This is a genomic window from Streptoalloteichus tenebrarius, from assembly GCF_024171885.1.
Classification (GTDB): domain Bacteria; phylum Actinomycetota; class Actinomycetes; order Mycobacteriales; family Pseudonocardiaceae; genus Streptoalloteichus; species Streptoalloteichus tenebrarius.
This window is the reverse complement of sequence record NZ_JAMTCP010000009.1, coordinates 147,472-158,065: the sequence shown is the minus strand read 5'-3', so window position 1 is coordinate 158,065 and position 10,594 is coordinate 147,472. Positions and strand designations below refer to the sequence as shown.

The following is a 10,594-nucleotide window of genomic DNA, read 5'->3' as shown; positions in this document are numbered from 1 at the left end:
CTTCTCTACCGGCTTCGGCAAGTGAAGCCGAAGCACTCGACACCGCCTTGGTCGATCTCTACGAACGGGAGACGCCATGATCAGGCTTGCCATTAGTGGGCACCGCTTGTTGCCCGACGACACCGCTCGCCTCGTTAGTGTGGCGCTGCGGGACACGCTGCGCGGTCACGCTGAAGGTGGCTTGGTTGGTGTGAGCTGCCTGGCTGACGGTGCCGACACCCTGTTTGCCCAAGCGGTGCTCGACTTGGGTGGGGCGTTGGTCGTCGTTGTCCCGGCGCGTGCGTACCGGGACGATCTGCCCGAGTCCCACCACGCCACCTACGACGACTTGTTGGCTCGGGCTTCGAAGGTTGTGCGGCTGGAACACGTGGACTCGATCGCCAGGAGAAGCGCGATCCTGGCCGCGCAGGCCAAGCCCACCAGCGGCGGGTAGGGGAAGCCCTGGCCGGCCTGGCCCAGGAAGTGGGCTTGGGCGGTGAAGAGGAACCAGGGGCGGATCTGGTCGCCGCCAGGCACCGCGATCAGCAGGTTCTCAGCGAGAAGCACCCAGATCAACACGAAGCTGACCGTGGCGCTGCCGAACCACGCGGCCATGCTGAAGGCGAACAGAGCATCGATCACATACACCGCGCCTGGTCCCACCGCTTCCCGCCACTGCGTGGCGAGTGCAACATGAGAGCGACGCCAGAGTCGGCCAGCGTCGCGGCCAGCAGGACCGCACCCAACCCCTGGACCACTCCCAGGGCGCCTGAGATCCCGGCGACGACCGCGCCTTCGCGGTCAGGACCCATCACCGGCGGGGTGTGGCCAGGTAGCTCACCCGCAGGGTGCCGTAGCGGTGCTCGGTGGTGAACGAGAGCGCCGCCATCACCATCACGATGACTCGTCCCAGTCCGATCCCGGTTTCGACATCGGCCACTCGCGACCGCGAGCCCGGCGAGGCCAACACCGCACCCGGCGCTGCGTAGGCCCAGACCACCAGCGTCGACACCACGATGTATCACCAGGGCGCCCGGGTGGACATGAGCTTGATCCGCCCACCGCCAACTGGTTCACGGGCTCATCTCCTCGGCTGCCCTCGCGGGGACCGGTGCTCAGCCCGTGAGCAGACCCACCAACCTGATGGCACCTCGGACGAGCAGGATGCCGAACCCGAACCAGGCCACCGCCCACAGCGGCCGTGGTCGTGGGTCACGAACCAACCGGACGCCTGCGACCAGCAGCGCCAAGCTCACCACCACAGGCAGTGCCCAGTGCGCCCATAACTGCCCCGCCTGCGTCGCTCTGGACGTCAACATCAACCCGACGAGCGTGCTGGTCATGCCAACTACCGCCAGAACTCCGGCGGTGACACGTCGTCCCTGATCGGTCTGCGGCTGCCCGGTCACCCATCCTCCTCAGCACCCTGCTCGTCCTCATAGCGACGGTGGGTGGGGCCCGGGGGCGGTCCACCCACCGTCATGGGGGAGAACCTCAGCCGATTCGCGACCACTGAACATACAGCCTGGAAGATCTCCCAAGCCCCGCCGCCGGCGATCCACTCCACCGGCTCGCGGATCCTGCTGGTCAGACTGTTCCACCTGAGCGCCGCCACGTCCTTCGGCTGGCCGGGCCGGTTGGGGGAGGCCTGGCTCACCAGCGTCCGCAACCTCCCGTGTTCGGGTGGGTCGGTGAGCATCACGTTGCCCCTGGCCGACGTGTGGCTGTCTGGCACCACCCGGGTCACCTCCGAGGAGAAGGTGGCGGTGTCGGCCATGACCTGCCGCACGTCCTGGTAGCGGAACACCTGCCAGATCCCCGTCCTCGGGTCCTGGCACACGTGCGCGGCGCCGCGCATGGCACGGAGCCAGGCCAGCAGGACCGCGCCACCGCACGCGGCGCGGCCGAGCGCACACCCGCCTCGCGGCACGGGAGCCGCGGAACATCTCCCACCCCTTGCGGCCATCTCCACGGGAGGGCCAGATGGGGGCGGCCAGGGCCACGCTGGCCCGTCGGTTCGCCGCCGAGGTCGGCGAGCCACCCAGTGAGCTACCTGGCCGGCTGGCGTCTCGCGTTGGCGGCCGACCTCCTCCGCGAGACCGCCGCGACCGTCGGCTCGATCGCCCGCAGGGTCGGCTACTCCGACGCCTTCGCCCTCAGCGTCGCGTTCCAGCGACGGCGAGGCGTGACCCCACGGAACACCGCGCGACCGCGCGGGCCGTCCGTCCGGACCCTGTCGACGCCTGGGCGGGCACGTGGCTGCTGGCCGGGGAGCACACCGCCCGAACGGTCAGGGTGACGCCCGTAGACTCGCCTCGGCGCCCGCGACGGCCCCGGAGACGATGCCCCGGGGTCGCCGGTGCCCGTCCGAGACCAGCGTCGAGGGGAGACCCGTGGCCGTCCAGCCCGTCCGGCTCTTCGGCGACCCGGTGCTGCGCACCCGCGCCACCGAGGTCGTCGACTTCGACAAGGAGCTGCGGGTCCTGGTGAAGGACCTGTGGGACACGATGGAGGACGAGGGCGGGGCCGGGCTGGCCGCCCCGCAGATCGGGGTGGGCCTGCGGGTCTTCACCTACCACTGCGACGGCTTCGGCGGGCACCTGGTCAACCCGACCTTCGACGTGGTCGGCGACGAGGTGCAGGACGGCCCCGAGGGCTGCCTGTCCATCCCGGGCCTGCGCTGGGACTGCACCCGTCACCTGCACGTGGTTGCCAGGGGCTGGAACATGCACGGCGAGCCGGTCGAGGTCGAGGGCAGCCACCTGCTCGCCCGCTGCATCCAGCACGAGACCGACCACCTCGACGGCGTGCTGTTCGTCGACCGGCTGGACCCGGAGACCCGCAAGGCCGCCATGCGGGAGATCCGGCGCGCGGAGTGGTTCGGCGAGCCGGCCCCGGTGATCAAGCAGAGTCCGCACCCCCTGTTCGGGAAGGCACGATGAGGCTGGTCTTCGCGGGAACGCCCGCGGTCGCGTTGCCCGCGCTGCGGGCGCTGCTCGACTCGCCCCGGCACGAGGTGGTCGCCGTGGTGACCCGGCCGGACGCCCCGGCAGGGCGCGGTCGGCGGCTGGTCCGCTCGCCGGTCGGCGCGCTCGCCGACGAACGCGGCATCGAGGTGCTCACCCCGGCCAGGGCCGGGGACCCGGACTTCCTGGCCAGGCTCCGCGAGCTGGCGCCCGACTGCTGCCCGGTCGTGGCCTACGGCGCGTTGCTGCCGAAGTCCGCGCTGGAGATCCCGCCGCACGGCTGGATCAACCTGCACTTCTCCCTGCTGCCCGCGTGGCGCGGCGCCGCCCCGGTGCAGGCCGCCGTGCGGCACGGCGACGAGATCACCGGCGCGAGCACGTTCCGGATCGTGCGCGAGCTGGACGCCGGTCCGGTGTTCGGCACCGTGACCGAGCCGGTGCGGCCCAGGGACACGGCGGGCGAGCTGCTGGACCGGCTGGCCGACTCCGGCGCCCGGTTGCTACTGTCCACACTGGACGGAATCGAGGACGGCGCCGTCGTGGCCGTGGAGCAGCCGGCCGAGGGCGTCAGCTACGCGCCGAAGGTCACGGCGGACGACGCCAGGGTCGACTTCACGCTCCCGGCGCTGGCCGTCGACCGGCTGGTCCGCTCGGTGAGCCCGGAACCCGGCGCGTGGAGCGTGTTCCGGGGCGAGCGCGTCAAGCTCGGCCCGGTTCAACCGTCCGATGTGGACGGACTGGCTCCCGGCGAGCTGCGCGTGGAGAAGCGGCGCGTGCTCGTCGGCACCGCGACGACCGCGGTGGAGCTGGGCGAGGTCCAGGCGCAGGGCAAGAAGCGGATGGCCGCCCCCGACTGGGCGCGCGGCAGCAGGATCGAGGCGGGAGAACGGCTGGGATGAGCGAGCAGCGCAGGCGACCGGCCCGACCACACCGGTCCCGTCCGCCCCAGCGGCGCACCGGCCCCCGTCGCCCGCCGGTCGAGGACCCGGCCCGTCAGGCCGCCCTGGACACGGTGCGGGCGGTGCGCCAGCGCGACGCCTACGCCAACCTCGTGCTCCCCGGTCTGTTGCGGGAGCGGCGGATCACCGGCAGGGACGCCGCCCTGGCCACCGAGCTGGCCTACGGCACCTGCCGCGCCCAGGGCCTGCTCGACGCCGTCCTGAAGGCGTGCAGCGACCGCCCGCTCAACCAGATCGACGGGCTGCTGCTGGACGCGCTCCGGCTCGGCGCCTACCAGTTGCTGCGCACCCGCATCCCCGCGCACGCCGCTGTGGCGTCCACTGTGGACCTGGTCCGCGCCGACCTCGGCTCCGGCGCCGCCGGGTTCGCCAACGCCGTGCTGCGCAGGGTCGCCGAGCACGACGAGGAGACCTGGGTCAGGGAACTGGCCCCCGACGAGGCGACCGACCGCGTCGGCCACCTCGCGCTGGCCCACGCCCACCCCCGGTGGATCGTGCAGGCGTTCGCCGACGCCCTCGGCCCGGCCCGCGCCGAGCTGGCCGACGCCCTGGCCGCCGACGACGCCCGCCCCGCCGTGCACCTGGTCGCCAGGCCGGGCGCGGTGAGCGCGGAGGAGCTGGCCGCGATGACCGGCGGCGACGTCGCGCCGTACTCGCCCTACGGCGTGCACCTGGAGGCGGGGGCCGGGGACCCCGGCGACCTGGAGCCGGTGCGCGAGGGCCTGGCCGGCGTGCAGGACGAGGGCAGCCAGCTCGTGGCACTCGCCCTCACCAGGGTCGAGCTGACCGGCTCCGACGAGCGGTGGGCCGACCTGTGCGCCGGCCCCGGCGGCAAGGCCGCGCTGCTCGGCTCGCTGGTCGAGCTGAACGGCGGCGAGCTGGAGGCCGTCGAGCAGGCGCCGCACCGCGCCGACCTGGTGCGCAAGGCGACCAGGGACCTCCCGGTGAACGTGCGCGTGGCGGACGGCCGCGACAGCGGACTGCCCGAGGACTCGTTCGACCGCGTGCTGGTGGACGCCCCCTGCACCGGGCTGGGCTCGCTGCGCCGACGGCCGGAGTCCCGCTGGCGGCGTCAGCCCACCGACGTCGCCGACCTGGCCAAGTTGCAGCGCGAGCTGCTCATGGCCGCGCTGCGCCTGGCCCGGCCGGGCGGCGTGGTGGCCTACGTCGTGTGCTCGCCGCACCTGCCGGAGACGCTCGGCGTGGTCGCCGACGTGCTGCGCCGGACCAGGAAGTCCGGACCCGAGGTCGAGCAGCTCGACGCGCGCCCCTACTTCCCGGACGTGCCGCAGCTCGGTGACGGCCCGCACGTCCAGCTCTGGCCGCACCGGCACGGCACGGACGCGATGTTCTGCGCGCTGTTCCGGCGCGTCTGATTCGGCGCGTCTGATTCGGAGAGTCATTCGCCGCGCCTGATCTGGCTCGGCTGTTCCGGCCGGCCTCCCCTTCGGCACTGTCCACGTGGACTGTCCATGGGGGAGGTCGGCCGGAACAGGCCAGGTTCTCGTCGTGCGGGCGGGGTGCGTCGCCACCCCTCCGCGCCGTGTGTCTCGTGGCTTTCCCTCTCGCAGCTCGTGGCGTCCGGGGACGTGTCCTCTCTGCTCGGCGGCTCGCCCGCCGCTCCGGCAGCTCGCCCGCCGCTCGCCGAATCGATCCCGAGTCCATGCGCCGCGAGACTCCGAGCGACCGGCGAGTAACTCCCGTCACGTGCGCCGCGGGCGCCGCCGCCGTGACCAGGACGGATCAGGCCGGTCGGGCGGCCGAGCGGCCGCGGGCGGAACGGAGCAGGACATACACTGCGCGCGTGTCAGGCGCCCGCACCGATCGTCCGTTGATCGCTCCCAGCATCCTGTCCGCCGACTTCGCCCGGCTGGGCGAGGAGGCCGCCGCCGTGGCCGGCCCTCCGGGAGAGGGCGCGGACTGGCTGCACGTCGACGTCATGGACGCGCACTTCGTGCCGAACCTGACCCTGGGCCTGCCGGTGGTCCAGTCGCTGCGCGCGGCCACCGACATCCCGCTCGACTGCCACCTCATGATCGAGGACCCCGACCGGTGGGCGGTGGGCTACGCCGAGGCCGGCGCCTACAACGTCACCGTGCACGTCGAGGCCGCGGCCGACCCGGTGCGCATCGCCAGGGACATCAGGGCGGCCGGCGCGAAGGCCGGCCTGTCGATCAAGCCGGGCACCCCGCTGGACCCCTACGTCGAGGTGCTCCGGCACTACGACACCCTGCTGGTCATGTCCGTGGAGCCCGGCTTCGGCGGCCAGTCGTTCATCCCGGACGTGCTGGACAAGGTGCGGCGGGCCCGCCACCTGGTCGACACCGGCCACCTCACGCTCGTCGTGGAGATCGACGGCGGCATCAACGCCGACACCATCGAGGCCGCGGCCGAGGCGGGCGTGGACTGCTTCGTGGCCGGCTCCGCCGTCTACGGGGCCGAGGACCCGGCCCGCGCCGTGCGGGCGCTGCGGGAGCGGGCGGCGAACGCCGCCCACCGCGCGCACGCCTGAGCGGGGAGGCGACGTCGTGGCCGTCGACCCCTCCGGCGGATGGGACCACCCGGCGCACGCGGCGATGGCGCGGGCCGTCGCCGCGAGCGAGGACGCGCGCGGCACGACCAGCCCCAACCCGCCCGTCGGCTGCGTGGTGCTCGACGCGCGGGGCGAGGTCGCCGGGGTCGGGGCCACCCAGCCGCCCGGCGGACCCCACGCCGAGGTCGTCGCCCTGCGGGCCGCCGGTGACCGCGCGCGCGGCGGGACCGCCTTCGTGACGTTGGAGCCCTGCGCCCACCACGGGCGCACGCCCCCGTGCGTCGACGCGTTGGTCGCCGCCGGGGTGGCCAGGGTGGTGTACGCGGTGGCCGACCCCAACCCGAAGGCCGCGGGCGGCGCCGACGCGCTGCGCGCCGCCGGCGTGCGGGTGGAGTCGGGCCTGCTGGCGCAGGAGGTCGAGCGCGGGCCGCTGCGCGCCTGGCTGCACTACGCGCGCACCGGCCAACCCCACGTGACCTGGAAGTACGCGGCCACGCTCGACGGCAGGTCGGCGGCGGCGGACGGCACCAGCCGGTGGATCAGCTCGGCCGAGTCGCGGGCGGAGGTGCACCGGCTGCGCCGCCAGGTCGACGCGATCGTGGCGGGGCGCGGCACCGTGCTGGCCGACGACCCCCAGCTCACCGCGCGCACCCCGGACGGCGCGCTCGCCGACCGCCAGCCCCTGCGGGTCGTCGTCGGCGTCGGGGACCTGCCGGCCGGGGCCAGGGTGCTCGACGACAGCGCGGAGACGCTGCACCTGCGCACCAGGGACGTGGACGAGGTGCTCGCGGCGTTGGCCGAACGCGGCGTGGTGGACGTGCTGCTGGAGGGCGGACCCCGCCTGGCCGGCGCGTTCCTGGCCGCGGGGCGGGTGCGTCGCGTGCTGGCCTACCTCGCGCCGACGCTGCTGGGCTCCGGCCCGGCCGCGCTGGGCGACGCCGGTGTCACGACCATCGCGGACGCGGTGCCGCTGACCGTGGAGGACGTGACGTCCAGCGGCGGCGACGTGCGGATCAGCGCGGTGCCCGGTGAGCCGGGGCGGAGCCGGTGAGCCACGCCGGACGCCTGGGGCGCCCGGGCGCTCCACCCCGCCTCGGGTGGTCGTGGGGGCGGCGGGTGGGAGCGTGGGACGGCGCGCGGCTCCCACAGCGGCGGACGACGAGTTGACAGCGGGTTGAGGAGGCAGCGGGTGTTCACCGGGATCGTCGAGGAACGGGGCGAGGTCGTCGCCGTCGAGCAGTTGCCGGACGCGGCGCGGCTGACCGTGGCCGGCCCGCTGGTCACCTCCGACGCCAGGCACGGCGACTCGATCGCGGTCAACGGCGTCTGCCTGACCGTCGTGGAGGTCTCCGGCGGCGCGTTCACCGCCGACGTCATGCGCGAGACGCTGCGGCGCTCCAGCCTGGACAAGGTGGCCGTCGGCGACCAGGTGAACCTGGAGCGGGCCGCGGCCGTGGGCCAGCGCCTCGGCGGGCACATCGTGCAGGGGCACGTCGACGGCACCGGGGTGATCCTGTCCCGCGAGCCCGCGCCGCACTGGGAAATCGTGAGGATCGGGATGCCCGTGAACCTGGCCAGGTACGTGGTGGAGAAGGGCTCCATCGCCGTCGACGGCGTCTCGCTCACCGTGGTCGAGGTGACCGACGACGAGTTCACGGTCAGCCTCATCCCCACCACCCTGGAACTGACCACTTTGGGTCAGCGCCAGCAGGGGGACCTGGTGAACCTCGAGGTCGACGTGCTGGCGAAGTATGTCGAACGTTTGGCTGTGCCCCACCTCTCAGGACCCGGGGCCGGCCGTTCGGGGGACAATGGCCCGGGGTCGGTCAGCAGCGAGGAGGCCCGGTGACCCACTTCGACAGCATCGACGCGGCCCTGGCCGACATCGCCGCCGGACGGCCGGTGATCGTCGTCGACGACGAGTCCCGGGAGAACGAGGGCGACCTCATCTTCGCCGCCGAGAAGGCCACGCCCGAACTGGTCGCCTTCATGGTGCGCTACACCTCGGGCTACGTCTGCGTGGCGCTGACCGAGGACGACACCCGGCGGCTCGACCTGCCGCCGATGTACCACACGAACCAGGACCGGCGCGGCACCGCCTACACCGTCACGGTCGACGCGAAGGAGGGCGTGGGCACCGGCATCTCGGCCGCGGACCGCGCCCGCACCATCCGCCTGCTCGCCGACCCGGCGGCCACGGCCGACGACCTCGTCCGGCCCGGGCACGTCGTGCCGCTGCGCGCCAAGGAGGGCGGCGTGCTGCGGCGGGCCGGCCACACCGAGGCCGCGGTGGACCTGGCGCGGATGGCGGGGCTGCGCCCGGCGGGCGCGCTCTGCGAGATCGTCAGCCAGAAGGACGAGGGCGACATGGCCCGGCGGGACGAGCTGGCCGTCTTCGCCGCCGAGCACGACCTCAAGCTGATCACGATCGCCGACCTCATCGCCCACCGGCGCCGGCACGAGAAGCAGGTCGAGCGGGTCGCCGAGGCGCGCATCCCCACCCGGCACGGCAGCTTCCGCGCCGTCGGCTACGACAGCCTGCTCGACGGCATCGAGCACATCGCCATGGTCTACGGCGAGATCGGCGACGGCGAGGACATCCTGGTCAGGGTGCACTCCGAGTGCCTGACCGGCGACGTGTTCGGCTCGCTGCGCTGCGACTGCGGCCCGCAGCTCGACGCCGCCCTGGCCAGGGTCGTCGAGGAGGGCAGGGGCATCGTGCTCTACATCCGGGGGCACGAGGGCAGGGGCATCGGCCTCATGCACAAGCTCCAGGCGTACCAGCTCCAGGACTCCGGGCACGACACCGTCGAGGCGAACCTGGCGCTCGGCCTGCCGGCCGACGCGCGGGACTACGGCACCGGGGCGCAGATCCTCGCCGACCTCGGGGTGCGCTCGATGCGGCTGCTGACCAACAACCCGGCCAAGCGGGTCGGGCTGGAGGGCTACGGCCTGCGGGTCGTCGGCCGGGTCGAGCTGCCCGTCCGGCCGAACCCGGAGAACCTGCGGTACCTGCGCACGAAGCGGGACCGCATGGGCCACGAGCTGCACCACCTGGACCAGGGGCACGACCACCGCCCGCAGAACACCGGAGGAGGCGCGACCGCATGAGCGGCGCAGGACGCCCCGAGATCGACGTTCCCGACGCCACGGGCCTGCGGCTGGCGGTCGTCGCCACCCGCTGGCACGCCACGATCACCGACAGCCTGCTCCGGCGGGCGCTGGACGCGGCGGCGAAGGCGGGCGTGCACGAGCCCACCGTGGTGCGCGTCGCCGGCGCGGTGGAGCTGCCGGTCGTGTGCCAGGCGCTGGCCAAGCACCACGACGCCGTCGTGGCGCTCGGCGTGGTGATCCGCGGCGGCACCCCGCACTTCGAGTACGTCTGCGACGCGGTGACCGCCGGCCTGACCAGGGTCGCGCTCGACGAGGCCACGCCGGTGGGCAACGGCGTGCTCACCTGCGACACCGAGCGGCAGGCGCTGGACAGGGCCGGCCTGCCGGACTCGGTCGAGGACAAGGGCTTCGAGGCGTGCGTCGCCGCGCTGGACACCGCCCTGGTGCTGCGGGGGCTGCGGCAGCCGTGGACCGAGCAGGGGTTTGAATGAGCACCATGACCGAGCCTCTCGTTGTCCGTCCCCGGAAGGCCGTCGTGGTCGCCTGGGTGGTCGCGGTCGTGTTGGTCGCGGTGTTCACCGTGGTGGCCCTGCTGCTGAAGAACACCCCGACCGGCGTGTTCTTCCGGACCGCCGACCAGGTCGCGATGGTCGGGGTCGGTGTGCTGCTCGCGGCCGGGGTGTTGCTGTTCACCCGGCCGAGGGTGCGGGCCGACGCCGAGACCATCGAGGTGCGCAACATCTACGGCACCACGCGGTACCCGTGGTCGTCGGTGGAGGCGCTGAGCTTCCCCGACGGCGCGTCGTTCGCGCGGCTGGAGCTGCCCGACGACGAGTACGTGTCGATCATGGCCATCCAGTCGACCGACGGGGAGCGCGCCGTGCGCGCCATGCGGGCGCTGCGCAAGCTCTACCGCGCCAGCCGGGGCTGAGCCCGGCTGGAGACCCCGACGGCGGGGGCGATCCATGACGGATCGCCCCCGTTCGTGTTTTCTTCAACCTTTTTGTCCGGGAACCTCTCATGGTTCGGACAAAGATGAATCC

General features: G+C 73.5%; 14 protein-coding genes. 10 read left to right on the top strand and 4 right to left on the bottom strand.

Translation table 11 applies throughout. The features are described from left to right. Positions 1-318: 318 nt before the first annotated feature. The 4 genes from LX15_RS11625 to LX15_RS11610 all read right to left on the bottom strand — a co-directional run bounded on the left by LX15_RS11625 (position 319) and on the right by LX15_RS11610 (position 1,909). Positions 319-627 (bottom strand): hypothetical protein, encoded by a 309-nt coding sequence (locus tag LX15_RS11625; protein ID WP_253669541.1) that lies wholly within the window; start codon positions 625-627, stop codon positions 319-321. A 163-nt stretch (positions 628-790) separates the two neighbouring features. Further along, a complete protein-coding gene (locus tag LX15_RS11620; RefSeq protein ID WP_253669540.1) occupies positions 791-994 on the bottom strand; it encodes a hypothetical protein in 204 nt (67 codons plus the stop codon). A 100-nt stretch (positions 995-1,094) separates the two neighbouring features. Further along, positions 1,095-1,388, bottom strand: coding sequence for a hypothetical protein (locus LX15_RS11615; RefSeq protein WP_253669539.1), 294 nt, complete (start codon positions 1,386-1,388; stop codon positions 1,095-1,097). Then, positions 1,385-1,909 carry a cytochrome P450 family protein gene (locus LX15_RS11610; RefSeq protein ID WP_253669538.1) on the bottom strand — a complete coding sequence of 175 codons (525 nt, stop codon included), beginning with the start codon at positions 1,907-1,909 and terminating at the stop codon, positions 1,385-1,387. The genes LX15_RS11615 and LX15_RS11610 overlap by 4 nt, the downstream gene beginning before the upstream one ends. Here LX15_RS11610 and LX15_RS11605 point away from each other — a divergent pair. From LX15_RS11605 to LX15_RS11560, 10 genes are all read left to right on the top strand, one after another. Further along, entirely contained in the window at positions 1,820-2,278 is a 459-nt protein-coding gene (locus LX15_RS11605; protein ID WP_372502614.1) for a helix-turn-helix domain-containing protein, read from the top strand. The genes LX15_RS11610 and LX15_RS11605 overlap by 90 nt on opposite strands. Before the next feature lie 94 nt (positions 2,279-2,372). Next, positions 2,373-2,921: a peptide deformylase gene (gene def, locus LX15_RS11600; protein WP_253669537.1), complete on the top strand. Its 549-nt coding sequence runs from the start codon at positions 2,373-2,375 to the stop codon at positions 2,919-2,921. Continuing rightward, on the top strand, positions 2,918-3,844 hold the full coding sequence (gene fmt, locus LX15_RS11595; protein WP_253669536.1) for a methionyl-tRNA formyltransferase: 927 nt from the start codon (positions 2,918-2,920) through the stop codon (positions 3,842-3,844). The genes def and fmt overlap by 4 nt, the downstream gene beginning before the upstream one ends. Further along, positions 3,841-5,280, top strand: coding sequence for an RsmB/NOP family class I SAM-dependent RNA methyltransferase (locus tag LX15_RS11590; RefSeq protein ID WP_253669535.1), 1,440 nt, complete (start codon positions 3,841-3,843; stop codon positions 5,278-5,280). Before fmt ends, LX15_RS11590 begins: the two co-directional genes overlap by 4 nt. A gap of 455 nt (positions 5,281-5,735) precedes the next feature. Then, positions 5,736-6,416: a ribulose-phosphate 3-epimerase gene (gene rpe / locus LX15_RS11585; RefSeq protein WP_253669553.1), complete on the top strand. Its 681-nt coding sequence runs from the start codon at positions 5,736-5,738 to the stop codon at positions 6,414-6,416. 64 nt (positions 6,417-6,480) lie between these two features. Further along, positions 6,481-7,488, top strand: coding sequence for a bifunctional diaminohydroxyphosphoribosylaminopyrimidine deaminase/5-amino-6-(5-phosphoribosylamino)uracil reductase RibD (ribD, locus tag LX15_RS11580; protein ID WP_253669552.1), 1,008 nt, complete (start codon positions 6,481-6,483; stop codon positions 7,486-7,488). A 138-nt stretch (positions 7,489-7,626) separates the two neighbouring features. Continuing rightward, complete coding sequence (locus LX15_RS11575; protein ID WP_253669534.1) at positions 7,627-8,286, top strand: riboflavin synthase; 660 nt, start codon at positions 7,627-7,629, stop codon at positions 8,284-8,286. Continuing rightward, a complete protein-coding gene (locus tag LX15_RS11570; protein WP_253669533.1) occupies positions 8,283-9,548 on the top strand; it encodes a bifunctional 3,4-dihydroxy-2-butanone-4-phosphate synthase/GTP cyclohydrolase II in 1,266 nt (421 codons plus the stop codon). Before LX15_RS11575 ends, LX15_RS11570 begins: the two co-directional genes overlap by 4 nt. After that, on the top strand, positions 9,545-10,042 hold the full coding sequence (ribH, locus tag LX15_RS11565) for a 6,7-dimethyl-8-ribityllumazine synthase (RefSeq protein ID WP_253669532.1): 498 nt from the start codon (positions 9,545-9,547) through the stop codon (positions 10,040-10,042). The genes LX15_RS11570 and ribH overlap by 4 nt, the downstream gene beginning before the upstream one ends. Then, positions 10,039-10,482 carry a PH domain-containing protein gene (locus LX15_RS11560; protein ID WP_253669531.1) on the top strand — a complete coding sequence of 148 codons (444 nt, stop codon included), beginning with the start codon at positions 10,039-10,041 and terminating at the stop codon, positions 10,480-10,482. The genes ribH and LX15_RS11560 overlap by 4 nt, the downstream gene beginning before the upstream one ends. Positions 10,483-10,594: the final 112 nt, after the last annotated feature.